General features: G+C 36.5%; 20 protein-coding genes. 14 read left to right on the top strand and 6 right to left on the bottom strand.

What is annotated here, in order from left to right:
• Window positions 1-30 precede the first annotated feature (30 nt).
• Window positions 31-1,482 (bottom strand): sigma-54 dependent transcriptional regulator, encoded by a 1,452-nt coding sequence (locus tag H5084_RS02090; protein ID WP_182689380.1) that lies wholly within the window; start codon window positions 1,480-1,482, stop codon window positions 31-33.
• Window positions 1,483-1,899: 417 nt separating this feature from the next.
• Here H5084_RS02090 and fliS point away from each other — a divergent pair, with 417 nt between their 5' ends.
• The 14 genes from fliS to H5084_RS02160 are packed head-to-tail and all read left to right on the top strand — an operon-like array spanning window position 1,900 to window position 15,129.
• A complete protein-coding gene (gene fliS / locus H5084_RS02095) occupies window positions 1,900-2,295 on the top strand; it encodes a flagellar export chaperone FliS (protein WP_182689381.1) in 396 nt (131 codons plus the stop codon).
• A gap of 51 nt (window positions 2,296-2,346) precedes the next feature.
• A complete protein-coding gene (locus tag H5084_RS02100) occupies window positions 2,347-2,646 on the top strand; it encodes a hypothetical protein (protein ID WP_182689382.1) in 300 nt (99 codons plus the stop codon).
• Window positions 2,647-2,696: 50 nt separating this feature from the next.
• Window positions 2,697-3,698: a UDP-N-acetylglucosamine 4,6-dehydratase (inverting) gene (pseB, locus tag H5084_RS02105; protein ID WP_182689383.1), complete on the top strand. Its 1,002-nt coding sequence runs from the start codon at window positions 2,697-2,699 to the stop codon at window positions 3,696-3,698.
• A complete protein-coding gene (pseC, locus tag H5084_RS02110; RefSeq protein ID WP_182689384.1) occupies window positions 3,695-4,852 on the top strand; it encodes a UDP-4-amino-4,6-dideoxy-N-acetyl-beta-L-altrosamine transaminase in 1,158 nt (385 codons plus the stop codon). The genes pseB and pseC overlap by 4 nt, the downstream gene beginning before the upstream one ends.
• Entirely contained in the window at window positions 4,849-5,550 is a 702-nt protein-coding gene (gene pseF / locus H5084_RS02115) for a pseudaminic acid cytidylyltransferase (protein WP_182689385.1), read from the top strand. Before pseC ends, pseF begins: the two co-directional genes overlap by 4 nt.
• A complete protein-coding gene (locus H5084_RS02120) occupies window positions 5,543-6,412 on the top strand; it encodes an N-acetylneuraminate synthase family protein (protein WP_182689386.1) in 870 nt (289 codons plus the stop codon). The genes pseF and H5084_RS02120 overlap by 8 nt, the downstream gene beginning before the upstream one ends.
• Complete coding sequence (locus H5084_RS02125; protein WP_182689387.1) at window positions 6,312-7,364, top strand: hypothetical protein; 1,053 nt, start codon at window positions 6,312-6,314, stop codon at window positions 7,362-7,364. Before H5084_RS02120 ends, H5084_RS02125 begins: the two co-directional genes overlap by 101 nt.
• Window positions 7,354-8,562: a class I SAM-dependent methyltransferase gene (locus H5084_RS02130; RefSeq protein ID WP_182689388.1), complete on the top strand. Its 1,209-nt coding sequence runs from the start codon at window positions 7,354-7,356 to the stop codon at window positions 8,560-8,562. The genes H5084_RS02125 and H5084_RS02130 overlap by 11 nt, the downstream gene beginning before the upstream one ends.
• Window positions 8,563-8,572: 10 nt before the next feature.
• Window positions 8,573-9,601: an FkbM family methyltransferase gene (locus H5084_RS02135; RefSeq protein ID WP_182689389.1), complete on the top strand. Its 1,029-nt coding sequence runs from the start codon at window positions 8,573-8,575 to the stop codon at window positions 9,599-9,601.
• Between the two features lie 9 nt (window positions 9,602-9,610).
• Window positions 9,611-10,408 (top strand): transketolase, encoded by a 798-nt coding sequence (locus H5084_RS02140; protein ID WP_182689390.1) that lies wholly within the window; start codon window positions 9,611-9,613, stop codon window positions 10,406-10,408.
• Between the two features lie 2 nt (window positions 10,409-10,410).
• A complete protein-coding gene (locus H5084_RS02145; protein ID WP_182689391.1) occupies window positions 10,411-11,316 on the top strand; it encodes a transketolase family protein in 906 nt (301 codons plus the stop codon).
• Entirely contained in the window at window positions 11,297-12,019 is a 723-nt protein-coding gene (locus H5084_RS02150; RefSeq protein WP_182689392.1) for an SDR family NAD(P)-dependent oxidoreductase, read from the top strand. Before H5084_RS02145 ends, H5084_RS02150 begins: the two co-directional genes overlap by 20 nt.
• Complete coding sequence (locus H5084_RS02155; protein WP_182689393.1) at window positions 11,991-13,232, top strand: ATP-grasp domain-containing protein; 1,242 nt, start codon at window positions 11,991-11,993, stop codon at window positions 13,230-13,232. Before H5084_RS02150 ends, H5084_RS02155 begins: the two co-directional genes overlap by 29 nt.
• Entirely contained in the window at window positions 13,225-15,129 is a 1,905-nt protein-coding gene (locus H5084_RS02160; protein WP_182689394.1) for a hypothetical protein, read from the top strand. Before H5084_RS02155 ends, H5084_RS02160 begins: the two co-directional genes overlap by 8 nt.
• On the opposite strand, the gene H5084_RS02165 is transcribed toward H5084_RS02160, so the two are convergent.
• The 5 genes from H5084_RS02165 to H5084_RS02185 form a co-directional block, all read right to left on the bottom strand.
• Window positions 15,121-16,494 carry a tetratricopeptide repeat protein gene (locus H5084_RS02165; RefSeq protein WP_182689395.1) on the bottom strand — a complete coding sequence of 458 codons (1,374 nt, stop codon included), beginning with the start codon at window positions 16,492-16,494 and terminating at the stop codon, window positions 15,121-15,123. The two genes, H5084_RS02160 and H5084_RS02165, sit on opposite strands and share 9 nt — an antisense overlap.
• 19 nt (window positions 16,495-16,513) lie before the next feature.
• Window positions 16,514-18,499, bottom strand: coding sequence for a 6-hydroxymethylpterin diphosphokinase MptE-like protein (locus H5084_RS02170; RefSeq protein ID WP_182689396.1), 1,986 nt, complete (start codon window positions 18,497-18,499; stop codon window positions 16,514-16,516).
• A 170-nt stretch (window positions 18,500-18,669) separates the two neighbouring features.
• Window positions 18,670-20,757 carry a flagellar filament capping protein FliD gene (gene fliD / locus H5084_RS02175; protein ID WP_182689397.1) on the bottom strand — a complete coding sequence of 696 codons (2,088 nt, stop codon included), beginning with the start codon at window positions 20,755-20,757 and terminating at the stop codon, window positions 18,670-18,672.
• Between the two features lie 126 nt (window positions 20,758-20,883).
• Window positions 20,884-21,282, bottom strand: a complete 399-nt coding sequence (locus H5084_RS02180) for a flagellar protein FlaG (protein ID WP_182689398.1) — start codon at window positions 21,280-21,282, stop codon at window positions 20,884-20,886.
• Between the two features lie 85 nt (window positions 21,283-21,367).
• Window positions 21,368-23,074 (bottom strand): flagellin, encoded by a 1,707-nt coding sequence (locus H5084_RS02185; protein WP_182689399.1) that lies wholly within the window; start codon window positions 23,072-23,074, stop codon window positions 21,368-21,370.
• Window positions 23,075-23,504: the final 430 nt, after the last annotated feature.

Genomic DNA, 23,504 nt, shown 5'->3' on the forward strand with positions numbered 1-23,504 from the left:
ATTAGTTTAATGATTAGTTTAATGGCTAGCTTAGCCTTCTTTATTTAACCCGTATTTTTTCATTTTTTCTACTAAGGTGGTTCGGCGCATCGATAATAACTCAGCAGCATGTGACACCACACCATCCTGAGAGTCAATAGCTTGACGGATCATCTCAATTTCAAATTCCACCAGCTTATCCTTTAAATTCATGCCTTCTGCTGGTAAATGCCCCAAAAAGCCAAGTGATTCATCGTGCATTTCACTTTCATCGGACAAAATAGGCGCATCACCAAACATACCCGATAACGCTTCACGTTCCATCAGCGCTTCTTCTTCTGGGTTATAGTGAATGTGTTCAACTGCCTCACCTTGTTCATCTAAGTAACGATATTTAACCGGTAATTCAGTGACATCAATGATTTTATTGCTGTGTAATATTAATAAACGTTCTAACAAGTTAGATAACTCACGAACATTACCTGGCCAAGCATGTTTCATTAATGAATCTAAAGCACGTTGAGTAAAACGTAATGTGGCTTTATGTTCAGTTTCTAACCTTGACAGCAACTCTTGTAAAAGCAGCGGAATATCTTCTTGGCGATCTCGAAGCGCCGGCTTTTCAATTGGAAATACATTTAAACGATAAAACAGATCTTCTCGAAATGAGCCAGCAATAATCATCTCTTCTAAGTTACGGTGTGTTGCCGCAATAATACGCACATCCGCCTGCAAAGATTTATTACCTCCGACTCTTTCAAAGGTTCTCTCCTGTAACACACGTAATAATTTAACTTGCATCGGCATTGGCATATCGCCAATTTCATCTAAAAATAGCGTACCGCCTTCAGCCAACTCAAAACGTCCCTTACGCGCAGAAAAAGCACCAGTAAAGGCACCTTTCTCATGCCCAAATAATTCGCTTTCTAATAATTCAGCCGGGATTGCACCACAGTTCACCGGGACAAAAGGCCCCCTATTTCGGCCAGACACCTCATGGATAGCACGCGCAACCACCTCCTTTCCCGTCCCTGACTCGCCTAGAATCAGCACATTCGCATTACTTTCAGCCACTTGTTCTACTAAATAACGAATTTCTTGAATACGTAAGCCTTTACCCACTAAAGAAGTGATTAAATATTTATTGGCTTTACTCAATTTATGATTTGGATTCAAAAACGTTTGGCAATAATGTAATAACTGCGTTAATTCTGAATATATGATAGGTAAATTAAGCACACCGATATGATTACTATCCACACTCGCCACTTGCCCAGAGAGACTAATAAAAGGAGTCTTAGCAAAGCTGTTTAGTAGGGCATCTAATTGCTCATGTTGATTACCATAAATAACGCACAAAGGAGCTGTTTTCTCTACCTGTTGCGCTAAGTTTTCAAGAGCAACCGTTTGATAAGCTTCACCAACAAAATGTAAAACAGTTTGTAATACCTCTACTTGTTGAGCAGTTGTATCGACTAAATAAATGGGTGGGCGTTGTAGCATAATCAGTACTCATTCAAAGAAACCAAGATGTGAAGGTTATGATAGAACAATTTTTACTATTTGCATTGAAAAACAGTCAAAAAGATGACGATGACTGTAAAATGACACAATAAACCTTTAGAGGTAGTATAAATAACAACATTTATACGGCTGCAATAATCAAAATAAGTAAAACTGCTAAAAAAAACAAAATGGTATATATTTTGCTTATATTTATTGTACGTTGCTTTAGTACAACCTAGTTGTAGATTGACGTAGTGATAGGTTGACTATACGAGTGTACAAACTAGCTTAAATGACAAAATACGCTGATAATCAACACAGCATTTTAAATAAACAATATAAATAGCAGTGCAGTTATAGAAACTAAAAGTACACTGCTTACGAAAGATTAAATATTTTCAGCAAGGAATCAATATGCGTCGCTCAGTCCAACAATATCAAAACTCCAATATGAACAACATCGAACAAGCAGATCCTCATACCCTTATTTCGCTGATAATGCAGCATATATTGGGTAACCTAGCAGGAGCAAAAGGGGCAATTGGTCGTAAAGATTTTGAAAATAAAAATAAAATGCTTAGAAAGGTGATTGGTTTAATTGGTGAATTACAAAATAGTTTAGATATGGAAAAGGGTGGGGATCTATCCGCTAGCCTATATGACTTGTACGGTTATATGGTACGCCAAGTTAACCAGGCGAACTTAAAAAACACAACAGAACCGTTAACCGAAGTCGGTGCTTTAATCTCTGAAATAAAATCCGGTTGGGATGGCATTCCACAAGATATTCGTCAGCAATATAACCGTTAATACTATTCGTTAAATAAATAATCGCTAAAAAACGCTTAAATTGGATCTTTAATGACTAACATCAACGCTAAACTTGAAGTACTATTTGAATTTGAAAAAAAACTTAATCTATTGATAGTTCAGGAAGAGTACGAAACATTTCGACAACAGCAAGACCTCTTTGGGGACTTATTAAAAGACTTCCTTACCAAACACACTGAAAACGAATTATTAAGTGTGATTGAACCACTTAAAAGACTTAAAAAACAAATTAGTACATTGCAAGAAAAAGCCGACAACAGCTTCAAAACATTAAAAGATAAATCATTAGCATTGCAACGCAACAAAAAAAAAATAAAAGCATATAAATAACATATATTTATTTATTTACATTCGACAGCCAATTATTTAAAAAGGTCATCATGTTTAATAACCAATCTATTTTAATAACAGGTGGAACAGGCTCATTTGGCAGAAAGTATGTCAAAACATTACTTGAGCGTTACCAACCGAAAAAAATAATTATATTTTCTCGTGATGAACTTAAACAATTTGAAATGCAGCAAGATTTTAAGGCACCTTGCATGCGTTATTTTATAGGTGATGTACGAGACAAAGACCGTTTAACACAAGCAATGAATGGAGTCGATTACGTCATTCATGCAGCGGCGATGAAACATGTTCCCGCTTCTGAGTACAACCCTACAGAATGTATTAAAACTAATATTAATGGTGCTGAAAACGTTATTTATGCAGCTTTAAAAAATAATGTAAAAAAAGTTATTGCGCTATCAACAGATAAAGCGGCTAATCCAATCAACTTATACGGCGCAACTAAACTCGCTTCAGATAAACTATTTGTTGCAGCCAATAATATGTCAGGAGGCCATCAAACCCTTTTCTCTGTAGTACGTTACGGTAATGTAGCAGGCTCTCGTGGTAGTGTTGTCCCTTTCTTTGATAAATTAATTAATGACGGTGTAACAGAAATTCCAATCACCCATCCTGATATGACTCGTTTCTGGATAACATTACAGGACGGCGTAGACTTTGTACTAAAGAATTTTACTCGTATGTTAGGGGGGGAAATTTTTGTTCCGAAAATACCGTCAATGCGAATTACAGACCTAGCATTAGCAATGGCACCGAATTTATCGATTAAAATAGTCGGCATTAGACCTGGTGAAAAACTGCACGAAATAATGTGCCCTGCTGATGATTCATACCATACTTATGAATATAGCGATCATTTCCTTATCGCTCCTTCCATTAAATTTTTTAATCGTAGTAACGACTTCACGTTAAATAATATTCAAGAAAAAGGAAAGTTAGTTAAGCCAGGTTATGAATATAATTCGCTGAATAATGAACATTTCCTAACACAACATGAATTATTAAAATTGAATGAGCTAGCTGAAAAATGATCCCCTACGGTAAACAAGACATTAATCAGCAAGATATCGAGGCTGTGGTTAAAGTATTGCAGTCTGACTTTTTAACGCAAGGTCCTCAAGTGCCTCTTTTTGAAAAAGCGATTAATGAAGTCACACAAAGTCAGTATGCTGTTGCAGTCAACTCTGCAACATCAGCATTACATATCGCTTGTTTAGCGCTAGGTGTAGGCAAAGGCGATATCGTCTGGACCAGCCCTATCACTTTTGTCGCAAGTGCTAACTGTGCGTTATATTGCGGCGCTTCCGTTGATTTTGTGGATATTGACTCAGAGACTTATAACCTATCCCCAATAGAACTTGAAAAAAAGTTAATCGTAGCCAAACAACAGAATAAACTACCTAAAGTCGTCATCCCCGTACACCTCGCAGGCCAATCTTGCGAAATGCAAACGATCCACCAGCTAAGTCTAAAGTATGGATTTAAAATCATTGAAGATGCAGCGCATGCGATTGGCGGAAAATATCAGGATAAACCTATTGGTAATTGTCGTTATAGCGACATAACCGTCTTTAGCTTTCACCCAGTCAAAATAGTGACAACCGCAGAAGGTGGAGTAGCCACCACTAACAACAAAATGCTTTCAGATAAGATGCAACTATTACGTAGCCATGGCATTTCTCGTGATGAAAAAATCATGACAGAAGTTTCTCACGGTGAATGGTATTACGAACAGCTTGAGTTAGGATTTAATTATAGAATGAGCGAATTACATGCAGCATTAGGTGTAAGTCAATTAAATCGATTACAAGAATTTGTCGCTAAACGAACAGCTATTGCAACATATTATAATGAACAACTAGCAAACCTACCAATCACGCGCCCCAAACAATTACCATCAACAGATTCTTCATGGCACTTATATATCATTCAACTGAATTTAGATGAATTAACTAAAAGTCATCGACAAATATTCAATGAATTAAGAAATGTTGGCATTGGTGTAAATTTGCATTATATCCCACTACATCTTCAACCTTATTTCGAAAAATTTGGTTTTAAAAAAGGTGATTTTCCCAATGCTGAAAAATATTATGCTTACTCTATTAGTATTCCTATTTATGCACATTTATCAACTGAATCACAGACGCTTATTATTCAAGCATTAGATAAGGTGCTGTCATGAACATTGCAATTATTCCTGCGAGAGGTGGTAGTAAACGCATTCCTCGTAAAAATATAAAGCTATTTCATGGAAAGCCATTAATTGCATATTCCATTGAGTTGGCAATAGAAAGCGGCTTATTTGAAAGAGTAATCGTTTCTACCGATGATCAACAAATAGCACAAATAGCACAGCAGTATGGTGCTGAAGTTCCTTTTATTAGGCCCGATGAATTGGCGGACGATCACACCGGAACGGGCGATGTTGTAGAGCATGCGATAAAGCATATGCAAGCATTAGGTCAGCAATATGATTATCTATGTACTATTTATGCCACCGCCCCACTATTGCAAAAAGAATTTCTGATTGAAGGCTACAACAAACTAATAAATAGCAATGCTGAGCAAGCCTTTAGCGTGACTAGTATGCCATTCCCAATTCAGCGAACTTTCAAAATTAATGAAAGTGGGCGCTGTGAGATGTTTCAACCAGAGTGTTTTTTTACTCGCAGCCAAGATTTAGAAGAAGCGTATCAAGATGCAGGACAGTTTTATTGGAAATCTTTAAATAAACCAGCCACTGATATTACTTTTGGAAAAGGCAGTATCCCTATTATTCTTCCTCGCTATTTAGTGCAAGACATAGACGCATGGGAAGATTGGGAACAGGCGGAACTGATGTATCAACTAATACAGCAAAGAGGGAAAGGCAATGTCTGAGTTAGCCCCATTATTTATAGCCGAAGTGTCGAGTAATCATGGTCAGGACATCTCTAGAGCTAAAGAATTTATTCGAACATCGAAAGAGATTGGTTGTGATGCTGTAAAATTTCAGTTATTTAAAATAGACCAACTCTTTTCTCCTGAAATATTAGAAAAAAGTGCCGAGCACCGTAATCGAAGAGCGTGGGAACTCCCCACTGATTTTCTGCCTGAATTATCAGAATATTGCCATCAATTAGGAATGCAATTCACCTGCACTCCCTTCTACCTTGAAGCCGTCGCAGAATTATTGCCTTATGTCGATTTTTACAAAATTGCTTCCTATGAACTAGTTTGGGATGACCTCATTATCGCTTGCGCAAAAACAGGAAAAGATCTTGTTTTATCAACAGGCATGGCAACACTTGAAGAAATTAAACATGCAGTCCAAGTATTCACTCAACACAGCGAAGCTAAATTAACCTTATTGCATGCAATCTCAGGGTATCCAACCCCAATTAATGAAGCGAATGTAAAAGCAATCAATACGTTACAAGGTAATTTCAGCTGTGAAGTCGGGTTATCAGATCACAGCGTGTCACCAGCAGTGTTATTAAGGGCCGTGCATAAGTGGGGAGCAACAGCGATTGAGTTTCATCTTGATATTGATGGCAAAGGAGAAGAGTTTGCAGCAGGCCATTGCTGGTTGCCCGATGCAATCAAAGATACCATTTCATTAATTAAAGATGGTTTTATTGCAGATGGGACAGGAATAAAAATTGCAGCACCCAGTGAGCAAGCAGATCGCTTATGGCGTGCAGACCCGAGTGATGGTTTACGCCCTTTCAAAGAAATTAGAGATAGTTTTGAAAGCGCTTAATGTTTTAATTCGCTGTGATGCTTCTATTCAAATAGGCTTGGGCCATGTAACCCGTTGTTTAGTATTGGCTAACGAGTTAAAGGCTAAAGGGCATAATGTTTACTTTGCCCAGAAAGACTACGAGCTTGGTATTCAAAAAGTAACAGAACAAGGCTTTCATTACTTCTTGCCACCAATGCCCTTTAATTACCACCAATGGATAACCTCATTAGCAGCACAATTGTCTGTTAATATTTTCATTGGTGACGTAAGAGATGGTTTAGCAATCAAAACCATTGAGTCATTAAAACAAGAGAATATCCTTACCGTTGCCATTGATGAACCAAGTGATTACCGAAAAGCCTGTGATCTTTGTTTTTATCCTCCTCATGCACAGCTTAGCAAGCTTGATTGGAGTGGATTTACAGGAGAAATAAAGCAGGGATTAGAGTATGTTTTGCTAAGGCCTGAGTTTTATTCAAAAAATGTACTTAACCCAGCAAAAAAAACATATAGAGATATTCTAGTTATGATGGGTGGAACCGACCCCATGCGCCTGACTCTTCCTATTATCAATAAGTTACTAATGGTTCACAACATTAAAATACACACAATTATTTCACAGGATCATCCAGATAGACTAACCATCATAAATACAGATACTAAAGTCTATTATGGCGTCAGTAATATGTGTAATTTTCTAAAAACGATCAATTATGCAGTTATCAGCTTTGGAGTCACAGCATATGAGCTGATTGCCTTAGGCATTCCTGCTACGCATATTTTATTAAACAGTGATCACAAAACAGCAAGTCAATATTTTTACAAACAGAAACTGGCGATGCCTTTGCATATTAATAATATTAAAGAAAATCCAACTATTATTGAACCAACACTTAATATAAATAGATATGGTATAGAGCAATGCCTAATTGTAAAAAAAATATTAAAGGAAGCTAGAAATGCAGTTTAACTGGAAAAAAATCAATATAAAAAACAACAATAATGACGCTCAATTATTAACATACAGGAGTTGCCCTATATGCCAACATCAACAAGCAACAACTGTATTAACTTTCAATAATTTTCAATTTTTCTCTGATTCAGAATCATCTTGTAAACAAGCAACTATTCAAGAGCAACAGTGTCAGAAGTGTAATGCAATATTTTTAAACCCTTGTTATAGCACAACAGGTTTCAATACGCTGTTTAGTGAAGCTGGTCAATCTTATGGTTCAACATTGCAAAGGCCACTAGAGCAATTTAATTGGATCAAAGATAGGATCAATGTTGAAAATACAAGTTTCATGGACATAGGATGTGGCATAGGCTCCTTCATTGCTTCTCTGCCCAAAAATATTAATAAAATTGGTATTGATATTGATGAACAGTCTATTTCAACGGCACAAAAAAATAACCCCGATATTTTATTCCTGTGTTCGCCATTTGAAATGATCGAATATAATAATAAGATTGATATCATCACTATGTTTCATGTTTTAGAGCATCTTCAAGATCCTCTGCAAACTTTAAAACGCCTTCACACACTATCTAATACCAATACTAAGTTTATTATTGAAATCCCTATTCTTGAAAATGGTCTAACCAATGATATCAACGGATTTTTCAGCGCTCAGCACCTAACGCACTTCAGTCGCAATAGCTTTAAGAATATTTTAGCTGCGTCAGGTTGGGAGGTTATTGAATGGGAAGAGCAACAAGATTATAACGGTTGTCGCGTTATTGTAGAGAAAGGATTAGTAAATCATAACTTATCTGTAGAGCCCCAAGAAAAAAAATATTTATATAATTATATGCAAAATTGGTACATGTCGCTCGCAAAGGCGGAAGAAAAGCTGTTAGCAATAAACACTCCTCGTTGTGTTATCTGGGGCGGTGGAATGCATCTTGAATTCATTTATCAGATTAGCACTCTCTTCAGCAAAGAAATTGAATTTATTATCGTCGATAAAGATAAAAATAAACAAGGTAAAACATGGAGAGGTATTGATATATGCTCCCCCGACATCATTTCAAATTTAATGCATCCTGAAATCAGCTACATTGCATCCAGCTATAGAAATCAAAATATTATTAAAGATGAGCTATTACAATATGGTGTTGAAGAGAACAAAATTATTACTCTTTACGACCACATCAATGTTTATTAAAGGAAATACTATGTTGAAATCAAAAGAAGTCATAATATTCGGTACTGGAGGTATGCTAAATATAGCCATTAGTGAACTTACTAATATGGGTATTTCCGTGAAGTACTTATGCGATAACAATGAGAGTATTCAAGGAAGTTACATAAATAACTTAAAAGTATTGAAACCAGACGACCTAACAGCGAAAAGTCTGCCAGTATTAATCACAAGCATGTACTCTAAAGATATTGGCAAACAATTAGCTAAATTACATGTTCTAGAATTTTATGATTTCTCATATGCTTTTGATTATAAAAGATGGCATGGCCACTTTGATTTAAACCGCATTAATAATGCGGAAGAGGAAATTAATCAAGCATTGGAAATACTTGATGATGAACAATCTAAAGAAGTTTTTTTAAGCTTAATCCATTTTAGAAAAACTAAAAACCCTACCTCTATTCAACCAGCAGAATTTCCTGATTACTTTCATCCGAAAGTATCCCCACAAAAAAATGATACAATTATTGATGGTGGTGCATGGTATGGAGACAGCAGTTTAGATTTTAATAACCGTTTATCTACTCAATGCAAAATACTTGCATTTGAGCCTGACATTGAAAACTTCAAAAAACTTCAAAAAACCATTATAACAAAAAACATGTCAGCCTCAGTAACCCCTGTCAACGCAGGATTATATAATAAAAAAACGTCTCTTTATTTCAAAAAAGAGGCTGAAAATGATATGCAATTTCAAGTTCAGTCTGAAATAAGCGAACACAAAATTGAAGTTGTATCTATCGATACTTTTGCACAAGAAAAGCAATTGGAAAATATCGATTTTATTAAAATGGATATCGAAGGTTCAGAAATAATGGCGCTTAAAGGTGCAGTAAATACCATCATAAAAGATAAACCTCGCCTTGCCATTTGTATTTATCATGAATTTGACGACCTTTGGAAAATCCCTTTATTAGTTAAGCAACTAAACCCTAACTACCAATTATACCTAGGACATCACTCTCAAAATCTATTTGAGACCGTCTTGTACGCAATTTAGAGAGCAAATATGAAGCCACAAAATAAAATTAGAGCGTTAGCACTACAAGCTTTACACCATGCAGGAAGCGGACATCCAGGTGGTTCACTCTCATGTATTGATATTTTATATACACTTTACTTTCATATAGCCAATATCAATAAAGATAATTTAGGTTCACCAGAAAGAGACAGAATAATTCTATCTAAGGGTCATGCAGCCCCAGCATTATTTGCGACATTAGTAGCCAAAGATATTTTGCCTAAAAAAGAGCTGTTGAAATTAAGACAAACCAATAACTTATGTGAAGGGCACCCTACTGTAAAAGTTCCCGGAGTTGAAGCGACATCAGGCCCTTTAGGCATTGGTTTTTCTCAAGCATTGGGGATGGCGCTTGGTGCGAAACTGCAAAAGAAAGAATATAGAACCTATAGCATTATTGGTGATGGAGAATGTAACGAAGGGCAAATATGGGAAGGGGCAATGTTTGCCACTTTCCATAAACTCGACAATTTTGTTGCCATCATTGATTACAACAAATTACAAAGTGATGATTACTGTGAAAATATTACCGCTCTTGATCCCCTTGCAGATAAATGGAAAGCGTTTGGTTGGTTTGTTATTGAAGTTGATGGACATAATATTGACGCATTAAAAGAAGCTTTTGATCGTTGTTCAAAAATAAAAGGAAAGCCGAGCGTTATTATCGCACATACCGTAAAAGGAAAAGGCATTTCCTATATGGAAAATGATCCATTATGGCATGGTAGTTGTGCCCCAAATGTAGAACAACTGAACATCGCAATTAAAGAATTAGAAGAGGCATAAATATGATTTCATTAAGAGAAGCCTTCGGTCATGCACTTGTCGAATTAGCAGAAAAAGAAAATTTTGTAGTATTAGATGCAGATGTAGCAGGCGGCACCAACACAAATTTTTTTAAAGCAGCTTACCCTGAACGTTTTATTCAATGCGGAATCGCAGAACAAAATATGATGAGTGTAGCCAGCGGCCTCGCAAATAGTGGCTTAGTCCCTATCGTAACTGCTTATGGTGTTTTTGCCACACTGCGTCCTCTCGATCAAATACGCAACTCTATTGCATACCCTAATGCAAATGTAAAAATTGTAGCGAGTCATTTAGGCTTAGATACAGGGCCTGACGGTGCCACTCACCAGGCTATTGAAGACCTTGCGGTAATGCGTTCAATACCTAACATGGTAGTCATTTCTCCTGCTGATGAGTTAGAAACACAACAAGCAACTGAAGCAATTATTAAGTATCAAGGGCCTGTTTATATGCGCTCAGGTAGAAGCCCAGTACCTACAGTTCATGCAGATGATTATCAATTTGAAATTGGTAAAGCAAACGTGCTCAAACACGGTAAAGGAAAAACAACAATTATTGCAACGGGCATCATGGTATACAGAGCACTACAAGCAGCAGAAAATAGCGATATCACTGTTATCAATATGAGTACAATCAAACCACTAGATGAAGAAACTGTGTTACTCCACTGTAAGAATGCAGAACACGTTATTACCTGTGAAGATCACAATATTATTGGCGGATTAGGCAGTGCGATTGCTGAAGTGCTTGCAGAAAATAACATAAACGCAAAATTAAAACGGATTGGCATTGAAGATAAGTTTGGTATGTCTGGCGAACCAGAAGAATTAGCAGCCTTATACAATATATCTACGGAGAGTATAAAAAATGCAATCATTAACAAATAAACTTGTCTTAGTTACTGGTGCAGCAAAAGGCATTGGAAAAGCCATTGCTGATGCCTTTAGAAAGCAGGGGTATTACGTAGCTTATGGGTATAACAACAATATAATTACCGATGAAAATTGTTTCTCCGTACAAGTTGATATTGCGAGTAGAACATCCATAAAAAAAGCGATAAAAAAAGCTGAAACACACTTCAATACTCACATTAGCGTATTGGTAAATAATGCAGCAATTGCTCAAGAGAAAGATTTTTTAACCATCAGTGATGACGATTGGGAAAATATGCTAAATGTTAACCTCAAAGGTGCATTTTCTTTTTCTCAAGAAGTAATCCCTAATATGATTCAAAATAAATGGGGCCGCATCATTAATATCACCTCTATCGGTGGCCAATGGGGAGGATTTAATCAAGTTCATTATGCAGCTTCCAAGGCCGCTTTAATAAGCCTCACCAACTCGCTTGCAAAAATCTACTCTAGAGATGGGATTAACACTAACGCTATCTCTCCAGGGCTTGTAGCAACTGAAATGTCAAAAGCAGAATTAAGTAGCGAAGCAGGGAAAGAGAAGGCAAAGAATATCCCTATGGGACGATTAGGCACTTCACAAGAGATTGCAGACATCGCGCTATATTTAGCCTCAGAGCAATCGTCGTATGTGACAGGGCAAACAATCAATGCAAATGGCGGAATGTATTTTGGTTAAAACATTATTGGTTTTAGGCGCGGGACAAGATCAAATACCGGGCCTTATAAAAGCCCGGGAGATGGGTCTATACACAGTTGTTTTAGATGGAAACCCAGAGGCTAAAGGCAAATCACTTGCTGATGAATTTCATCAAGTCAGCATTAAACATTTCCAACAAATTGAAAGCTTCATTGATAATACGTTAGATAAATCCGTTGATGGTGTAATTGCGTTTGGAGTCGATATTCCCTATATCATTGCTCGTACGGCAACACGGTTAGGTGTGAATTACACTATCAAGAATGAAGCGGCCCAATTAAGCGAAGATAAATACCAAAGTAAATGCTTTATGGAAGAACAGGGCGTTAATATTCCTGCTTTCAAACTCGTTTCACAACAACAAGAAATTGAAACGTTTATTAAACAGCACCAATTACCAATTATAATAAAGCCCATAGATAACTCTGCGGCTCGTGGTGTTAGCTTCATCAACTCATTTGATCAAATTGAAGAGGCCTTTGCAGAAGCTTTTAATAACACCCAAAGTGATAAAATATTAATAGAGAAGTATTTAGCCGGCCCACAGGTCAGCACCGAGTCATTTATTATTAATGGAGAAATTCATAATATTGGTTTTGCAGATCGTAATTACAGTAATATGGAAAGATTTTTTCCACATATCATCGAAGATGGTGGCGACCTACCTTCTTTGTATATGACAGAAACCTTAAAATATTCTCTTACTAAACAACTGCAGTTAATCATTGACGGGTTAGGCATAAATAATGCTGTTATCAAAGGCGATATTGTTATCTATGAAGATAAACTATTTATTATTGAATTCGCATTACGCCTTTCTGGAGGGAACTTCTCCACTGTAGAAATACCAGAAAATACTGGCGTAGACTTCTTAAAAATCGCAATAAAACTACACCTAAATGAATCAATCAATGCTTCTCAACTATCGATTACTCAGAATAAGCATATCTCGATTAGATACAAATTTGTAGAAGATAATTTACAGGGAAAGATTAAATCGCTCACGATACCTGACGAAAATGAGAATATAATACTACAAGCCTTCCATGCAAATCCTGGTGATATTATTACGACTAAAACAAAAAACCATGCGAATCGACTCGGTTTTGTAATCAGCAAAGGTAGCTCTAGAGAAAGTGCAACCCGACATGCAGAGCAACAAATATTAAACATGGGCATTCAGGTTGACTAAATTTTATAAAATATTCCATGGTAATTTGGCTTTTTCTGCCATTGAAGAGGAATCCCTACCTGAAGTCATCGATAAGTGTTATTTCCCATTATTAGCATTTATAGAAAAGACTAAAACACCGATTGGAATTGAGCTGAGTGGATATAGCTTAGAGAAAATACAACACTATCGCCCACTGTGGATAACGCAATTTAAAGCGTTACATGAACAAGGTTTAGTTGAGTTAATTGGTAGCGGTTATATGCAAATTATTGGGCCGCTAGTCCCTTACCAAGTTAATTTGAAAAATCAGCTTATCGGACTGAGAACCTATCAGAATATTTTAGGCATAAAACCTACTATCGCCTATGTGAATGAGCAAGCATTGTCGCAATCGATGATAGATGTCTACGCTGAGTCAGGCTATCAAGGTCTAGCGATGGAGTGGAATAATGCCTTTAGCCTGCATTCAGACTGGTTAAAAAGTTATGCTCACCGCCCTGTTATTGCAAAAGGAACGAGTACGCAACTACCTTTATTGTGGACTGATAGTATTATTTTTCAACACTATCAACGCACTATCCATAATGAATTAGAAACAAATAAATATTTATCAAAAATTGCCACCTATATCTCTCACGGTTATCAAGCACTACCTATTTACAGTTCAGATCTCGAGATATTTAACTATCGCCCAGGGCGCTTTGAAACCGAAGCAACTATTCTTGCTGATGAATGGGAGAATATTGCTAATATCACAAAAAAACTAAAGGAATTGGGTGATTTTTTATTACCCAAAATCATTCTTGATAAACTACTAAACAATCAGTTACAACTCACATTGACAACAAGTAGCCACCCTATTTTAGTGAAAAAACAACAAAAATATGCACTTAGTCGTTGGGCAGCCTGTGGGCGTGGAGCAACTTATATTAATAATTTATGCTATCGTTTTTTCACGACAATAAAAAATGAAAATGATGAGCAGCAATGGAAGAAGCTATTACAGTATTGGGGGAGTGATTATCGCACTCATATCACCCCTAAAAAGTGGGCTCAAGCAATGCGATATTTACAACACTTTGAAAGCAGCGAAATAGTTTCCGACGCTAATACTGGTTCGCCAAAGTACTTTGAAATCATTGAATCAGCTAAAACTATCTGTATTAAAAAAGATAACTGTCAATTTATATTCTTACGCGATAAGGGGCTTTGTTTAGAGTCCCTGCTAATAGATGGAAAGGAACTTCCTTTTGGTACAGTGCGCCATGGAGAGCTAGATTTCATTGACCACGGAGCTGATTTTTATACGGGCACAACAGTAATAGACAGTGCAGAGCATGGAAGAGTGAGTGACTTAGCAAGAGTAGGTAATATCACTTATCAAGAGCAAGCTAATAACTTGCAAATACAAACAAACATAGCATTAAAGAAAATTGGTCATATTGACAAAGAGTGGGAGATTGATCTAAATACAAAAAAAATCACCTTCAAAGCAAAAATTTCCTTACATAAATGCATTAAAGGCTCAATCAGAAGTGGCGCAATTACCTTAAAAACACGCCCTAAAAATGAAACCTTTTGGTATCAAACTCATAATGGCGGGAAATTTCCTGAACGTCACATCATCGACGAGTATACCATTATTGAACATGCTCAAGTACGGTCTTTGATGCAAAGTTGTCAAGGCGGCTTGGGTGTAAGCGAGGGGACTTTAGAGCTCGGTAGAGAAAGTAAAAAACTACTCTCGATTCAAATTGATCAACAACAATCAACCCCTTTTGTCATGCTACAAAATAGTGTTGATAACGACCTTTTCTTAACGAGAGTTTTCTTCAGTTTACAAGAGCTAGACGATACGCTGAAAGAGGATAATCAAACCGAATTCAAGCTACAGTACAGCATCAGATTAGAGTAATTCAATTTCATTACACATTTGCTGTATAATCCCTTCCCAGCCTTCATCATTACTTCTATAAAAGCGACGCTCTTGTCTCAATGATATAGCTTCATTAAAATCCTCGCGTTGTAATAACTTTTGCGCAGCAGGCAAAAACATCCAAGACCTAACACCTAAACGAGAAGCAAACATCAATGCAGCGTTGCTCGCGGAGATAACTAAGTCTAAGCTGGAGATTAAAGCACCATAATGTTCAAAATCACCACTGGCGGCGCAATCTTCGAAGTGAGTTATCTCAGTACCGTATTTTCGTTGTAACGCATCAACTTCTGATTGCCAGTCTCCAAACTGTAAATTGATCCATTCAATATTTTCCATTTTTAATAATGGGAGTAGCTCTTCAAGGTACATAGAATTGGCATTGCCATCATTTACACGCCCATGGAACCATGAAATCCCAATTTTTAGTTTTTTATCTGACAAACGACTGGCTTTAGCTTGCTGTAACTCATCTGAAATTTGTAGTTTGGGTTCATTTAAAAATGCCTCTTCATCTAATCGATAAAAATAAGGTAAAGAGCCTGCTAAAATTTGACAATCAAAATCGCCTTTTACTGCCTGTTCTCGATTTACATCATCATAGGAGTGGATAATAGCGGTAGGGAAATTATGTTGATAAAGTCCTTTTAAACGATTATCACAAACAATATGAGTTTGTTTGGCATCTGCAATCGCTTCTGCGAAGCACCCTGTATATGAAAGGTTATCGCCAATACCTTGCTCAGGATAAATAAGTATATTTTTATCAGTAAGTGGTTCACCAGCCCATTTCGCTGCAAACCAATGTACTTGATCTTTTATTTCTTGACGCTCAATACGACTATGAAAACAAGTCCATGCACTTTTATAATCTTTAAAGTGTAATAGGATAGGATATAGATTAAATTTAGCTTGATGATTATCAGGCTCTAATTCAATTAATTTAAAATATACGTCACGGGCGGCCTCATAATCTCCTAACTTGAAATAAACTAATGCCACATCAAGTAATACCTTACTATCACCACTGCTATTAAATACCTCTTCTAAAACAGGCAACGCGGCATGATAATCTTGTTGGCTAATATAGTTACAGCCTAATAGATGTAATAATAGGTAACTATCTTGTTTGTTAACTAACGGAATTACTTTTTTTAATATGTTTTTTGCCTCAGAAAATCGGTTTAAAGCGATGAAACTAGTCGCTAATAACTTTAAAGCATTTATATTATCAATGTCTTTCGATAGCACTTGTTTACAGATATGAATTGCACCGACATGATCTTTTTTGCCTGCTGCCTTGCTTGCTTTTTTTAGTTTTAGCATCAATTTATGTTGTTTCATGACTTATCCTTGTTACCCGTTAAACGCGCGCACCTTTATCAAAGTGTTCACTTAAGTCATCAACTAAAAACAACAGATGCTGTTGCATCTTTTGAATACAAAAAGCAATAAAGTTCTGTTGCTCTAATTCATTGCTATAGCGGGCAACATTGCTCATAATACTGGCTTGAAGATAGTTTATAGTGCCAATGAAAAAACGATAAAATAATTTTTTATCGCGTTCATTATCTATATCATTAACAAACTTATATTGTATCGAGAATGCTTGCGTTAAGGCATTTTTTGTTTTCACATTATCTAAACATTGGCAAAGGAATGAGGCATACGTTTTAAATGTGGGTAGTAATGCTTTAAAATCAGTTGATAAGTCATGTGAGATAATATAACTATCATCAAAGTTAGAGTTCAAGCAGTTATCGACCATTTTTTGTTTATTCACAATTTTTGTAAACTGAGGTAAATTGTTCATTTTACAAGCTTCTGCGAATTTTATAGCTGCACCATCACTCACATTAATACATTTAACCTCCGGATGCTCAACTAATAACATTTCTAATACACCACGCGAAAAATCAAAAATACGTGTTGTATGCACTTCCCCACCAAAACTTGCAGGAACCTTAAAGTGACTTGCAAGTTGATAACCTTTTATATCTTGATAAATACTGCCCTTTGCATGATCTTCACCTTCTTTTTTAAATCCGTAATCTAAACCAAACAAAAATAGATTTTTAAAACCCATAGCAATCGCGATAGAAGTTGAAGCATTTGTTACTGTCGGGTTACAAAAGCACAATTCAGCATATTTTTCTGAAACATATTCACGTATAAAAGAAGCCCCAGCATCGCCTACTTTAAGCACGACATAGGGCTGTTTAAATAAATCTAATATACCAGGGTATACTGTGTTCAAACACAGGATAGGTATCTCTTTTAACGTATCCTCATGGCCGACTTTTTTAACCCAATGATAAATGCTTTTAGGTCGTTCCTGTTCAACATGTATATCGGGCTTAATGCCATTGTCGAGTAAAGGTTTCAAAGAAGTACCAGAGGAAATAACGATCACATTATTTTGATTCTGTTTAATGTACTCAATATTTTCATTTAATGATGGGCCATTACCAATTATAAACACGGGAAGCTGTGGAATACTCTTTTTAGCGCGATTTAATAGTACATGAGCCTTTTTGGCAGATACATTCGCGAGTGAATGAGAGATGCCGATAATCTCATCTTCACAAAATCCCCAACCACTTTTATATCGATATGCGAGTTCATTTATGGTTTTAAACGCATCTGTTGTTTTATCACTTATGTAATGACGGTATAGATACATCTGTGGTAAGTTAAATGCTCCCTCACGCTTAAAGTAGAGGTTAATATCATTAACGAACTCCTCTTCTACGCCACCAACCTTAAATGTTAGTTCTCCTCCCAAGCGTTGACAATGTTCAAACCAATGACTGAAATCGGCACAATGCAACGTCGCAAAAAACATATCTGGCTCAGGTTCAAAAATAAACATTGAACGGATAGAATATTGCGAACATAACTGGTCAATATGATACCCCATACCACTTCCCATGAAAGCAATGAAATTAATTTGCCCACCCTTTTTTAAATCGTATAGCGCGCTATCTTTTACGGTTTCTCGTCTCTTAGTATAAATATCATGGATTACTTTTTCATGTTCGTAATTAAAAGAAGCCTCATTCTTACTCTCAACTTCAAAATCAAAACACGGAGGCTTGTCAAGAAAAGCCTCTACTTGCTTAATAGAGCTATCTTTTGGATCACCTTGATAAACAAACTTATTATTCGCTATTACATTGACATACCCATTAGCATCAAAAGCAAGCTGAACTTTTTGAGGTTGATAATTTTGAAAATACTGAAATATAGCCGGCATCTTTAATTTCAAGAAAGTCATATTTTTTAAGAAAGTAGCTTGCAAAATTTGAGTTTGAATTTTGGCTTGTAATTGATCTATTTGAGGGTTCATTCTTCTACCTAGTAGCAAATAATATAATTAATACATCATTATTAAATAATTCTATAATCTATAATTTAATTAGTATATGTAGTGTAGGGAACTAAACAATAAGGTTACGGCAAGAAGTGCCCCACAAGTAATAGCACTAATATGTAAGGAATTAATATACTTACGAGTAATTACTCCCTAGTATATCCAGGCAATGCATCTAATGCACTGGTTAAGTAACTCATGGTATTATTTAACGTTGAAACAGCGATATCCATTGCATTAAATTCTTTATACAAACGCGCCTCAAGTTTATCAGTACGATATGTTAATGCCTCTTCTTGCTCTTCTAATGTGGTAATTTTCTTATAAAGAGAATCTATTTTACCATCAATAGTGCCCTGGCTTGAGCTAACATCGCCACTAGATTCCGAAACATTAGTATCAATGATGCTGTCTAACACATCATTCATCACAGTTGTTAAACCATCAGAGTAAGTAACATTACCCCGCTCTCCAAGAGCACCTCCTTCGATGAGTAATTTGATGCCTTCCGAATCGCCAGATTCAGATAATAAATACTGACCATTGCCGCTTGCAGAAATGCCATTAATCGTACCTTCAACATCTAAGCCAATGATACTAGTAGAAGATGAAAATCCTAAGTTGGTAATAAAATCAGCATCACTAGTAGTAAATCCAACCGTTGAAGATGAACCATATTCATTAGAAGTAATTGAAAGTTTTCCTGCATCATTAATAATTTTGACACTAATACCATTATCTTTGAGATTTGAATCAGAATTTATCTTAGCCTGCATTTCAATAATCATTTCATCAACACTGCTATAACTACCGATGGTCAAGTCAATTGAACTCGACTCATAACCATCTACACGTATTTGAAAGCTATTATTTGTATCATTCATTACAAGCCCAGCCACATTATTAGCGGCTAAGGAACCTTGCGTTGCAAGTTGGGAAACATCTATAGCGTAAGTGCCCGCTTTTGTAAAACTACTATTGCTTTCAAAGGAAATTTTCGAATCTGTAGTCGTCCCAGTCGCAGTGAAGAAGTCAGCAACGCCAGCGAGATCATTTTTTAATGCAGCAGCAAGTTTATCAGCATCTAATTCTAATGTGCCATCACGTTTGGTTAACATGCCTAAATCAGCAAAGCTGTGAATCGATCCTTCAATATGATCCATTTGTGTGTTTAATACGCCACGCATCATAGATTGAATATTACGAATTGTTGAATCTCCATTCAATACACCGTTGTCAGTTGCATCAACACCATTAAATACGGTTAACTCATTCATTTTAGTAATCGTGCTATTATAACTTTCAAAAAAAGCTTGGATTTGCTCCTCTACTTGACTAATGTCACTATCTATTTTTAAAGTGACTGTTTTTCCAACTTCAGCATCATTTAAGTTTAACGTCACACCTTCAATAACACTGGTAACATCATTACTGCCACTAGTAATAGTAATACCATTCATAACAAGTTCAGCATCTTGAGCAACAACCGTCTCTGTCATATTTTTGTTAGTAGCACTATAAGTAAAACGATCTAACCCTGTACCAGCGGTCGCAATGGGGTCACCCGCAAGATCAGTCGCAGTCAACTCCACGGCACTTTTTTCGCCCGTTTCTTTACTTGTTAATATTAAGCGGTAATTTGTACCATCATTAATAATGGATGCAGAAACACTGTAATTATTATCAGCATCATTAATTTCGTCGCGCAAACCTTCCAATGAGTTATTACTTTTACCAGTGAGAGGATCTATATCGTTAGAAATGGTGATTGTTTCAAATGTTTTATCAGGATCAGCAGTAAAAGTATCATTACCTACGCCACTATAAGTACCGTAAGTTAATGTGAGAATGCCTTCACCAACTTCGTTGGTTATATCAGTAAAAGTATTGGCCACTGCTGAAACAAGAGTATGCGCTTGCGCACGTTGCTTAACTTCGAATTCCCATTGCCCCGTTTCTGCGCCGTAACCTAAAGTTGCTTCAAGAATATCGCTATCGCTACTTGTTGCATTAGCGGCAGCAAAACTAGAATCGTAACCAAGTTGTTTATAAGATGATTTAAAAGAAGAAAGTTCACTATTTAGCAAACCGTAAGAGGATATCATTGCCGTAGCTTCAACGGCTTCTTCAGTCATTTTTTTTAACGCAGGATCTTTTTCTGCATCAACAATTGCAGTAACAATGCTATTAATATCTAGGCCAGAGCCTAAACCTGTTGAAGTGATTGAAGACATAGTGATTCCTTATTTTCCGTATCATCTACGATTAACGATTTTTGATGCATTAATTAAAGCAAAATTTATACCACTTCATAGAAGTGATGAATAGCTTTTAGTTTCATGGTACTTTAAACTAATAACTTATACTTTTGTATCAAATAGTATACCGACTACGTCATCCATTTTTTTACGTAAAACAACCAATTCTTCTGAAGGTATTTGGCGAATTACCTCTTCGGTTTCAGAGTCTTTAACGGAAATAACTTTTTCACCTGAATCTTCATCTATCGTAAAGGATAAATTGCGTTGCATGCTTTGTAAAAAAGCATTCATCTCATCAACGGTCTCTTTTACTGTACTGGATGTTTCCTCGTTATCTTTTGTTTCGTTTATTACTTTCTCATTTTTTACTATTTCAGATTTAGTTGCTTCAGACTTCGTGATTGGAGCAATCTCTTCTTCAGCAGGAGTGCTTCTAATGTTGTCTTTTTCAATTCCTACTAAATTGGAAGGTGATAATGCAATATTAAAATCAGACATATTAACCTCTTCTCTTATAGCCTTATGGCAAAAAAGCCCCCTATTGCTAGGGAGCTATTAATCAACAAGTTAGCTACCCTAAGGTTTAGCCAAGAAGTGAAAGTACACTTTGTGCTGACGCATTAGCTTGCGACAACATTGATGTACCTGCTTGTTGCAAGATTTGTGCTTTACTCATTTTTGACGTTTCTGCTGCAAAGTCAGCATCTTGAATTCGAGAATTCGATGCAGATAAGTTTTGTGAAACGTTTTCTAAGTTAGAAATAGTAGAGCCTAAACGGTTTTGAATCGCACCTAATCCCGCACGTGATTCACTAATTTGCGATAATGCGCTATCAATCAGATCAATCGTGTTAGTTGCACCGGCTGCGGTTTTTACGTTGGTGCCAAGAGAGTCAACAACTTTACCTCCCATTCCACCACCCATACCTAATTTAGTCAATGCAGCTTTTTGAGCAACTTCTCCACCAGCTCCAGAGGTAATTTCGACTGCGCTACCGTCTGCTGAACTAAATGTAAGACCAGTCCCATTAGCCGTTGCGGTGACACCTGTTTGCTCAGTCAATTTGTTAATTTCAGTAGCCATAGCTCCTGATGTTGTTGCTAAACTAGCAACTAAATCAACACCATTAATTTGTATTTTATCCGTTGCGACCACTGCACCTGGAGTTGCAGTAGTAGAACCAGTACTAATTGAACCCGCTCCATTAGATGCCAAGAAACCAGCAACTCCAGTGTTTGCACCTTGTCCTGGTTTCTCGAAATCATTGACGCTAATTGCAGATCCATCCGCACTAGTTAAAGAAACATTTCCTTTATACGTAGCAGCGGTAAGACCGGTGGTAGCTGCATCTCCTCCTGTAACGATAATATCTTCGCCAGTATCGTTAGTTAACAATAAGCCACCTTCATCATCCAATGACGCAGTTACACCTGCAACATCACGATTAATAGTATCAACAAGATTACCCATTGAAGAGGTTGCACCTAAAGTAACAGCATCTCCAGCACCAACTTGAATTGACATTCCTGTTGTTATACCCGTTACTTCTTTACCTGTAGTACTATCTGTTCCAGATCCCTGTACAACATTATATGCATTTGCGGTTACACCCGTTTCAGCTGTTTTTTCATTAATTGCATTCGCATTCGAAAGTGCATCATTATTAGTAATAGCTGTCGCGGCACCGATCGTAACACCATTAACATCAATTTTATCTTTAGTAATTAAACCAGTTACACGCCCACCATTTAAGTCGCCTTTATTAAGGTTACCATTTAAGCCTAAATCATTTGTCGTTACAGAATCAATCGAGAAACTTAATGTTTGTCCTGAGTTTGCACCAATTTGTAGTGTGGTTTCGCCAGCGGTACCATTAAGCAGTTTAGTACCATTAAACTCTGTAGTTTCAGCAATACGGTCAAGCTCTGAGCTAAGTTGGTCAACTTCTTTCTGGATTGACGCTCTGTTATCTGCTGAGTTTGTATCATTGGCAGACTGAACAGACAATTCACGCATACGTTGTAGGATGTTAGTCATTTCATCCATTGAACCCTCTGCAGTTTGTGCCATTGATACACCGTCGTTCGCGTTACGAACCGCTTGGTTAATACCTTTGATTTGTGACTGCATGCCAGTAGAAATTGCAAGACCGGCTGCATCATCTTTTGCACTGTTAATACGTAAGCCAGAAGATAAACGTTCCATTGCTTCATTTTGTGTTGATTGTGATTTGCCTAACTGACGTTGTGCATTCAGTGACATTACATTTGTATTTACTACTGAGGCCATGATGTGCTCCTTGGTTATTTATTTCTGACTTAAGTTGTTTATAAAACTTTTAATCAGTTTGATTAAGTATGTAATTCTTATCGACCGCTTAAAAAATAACTTTAATGTTTTTGTGTCATTAAAAATTTTTATTGCTAAACGGTTCATTTTCAAAACAGTCGATGTTCGGACTTAATAACTTTATCGACTGACAAAACGATTACTTTAGAGGTAGATTAAAAAAAGATCGTTTTATTTATTAAAAGATCTAAAGGCCTTAACCAATGAGGTGTAGCGGGGTAAAGGTCAAAGTCAAAAGCGAATTACCACGAAGGGTAAAGAAGCAAGGTCAAAATATTAAAACACTTTATTTATTTTTAATAATTTAATGTTTTTTAATTTTTTAAAGGTTTTCTTATAGTTAATGTTTAACAGATTTGGTGGTAACTAG

Source organism: Psychromonas sp. SR45-3 (assembly GCF_014163575.1).
In the GTDB taxonomy this organism is placed as follows: domain Bacteria; phylum Pseudomonadota; class Gammaproteobacteria; order Enterobacterales; family Psychromonadaceae; genus Psychromonas; species Psychromonas arctica.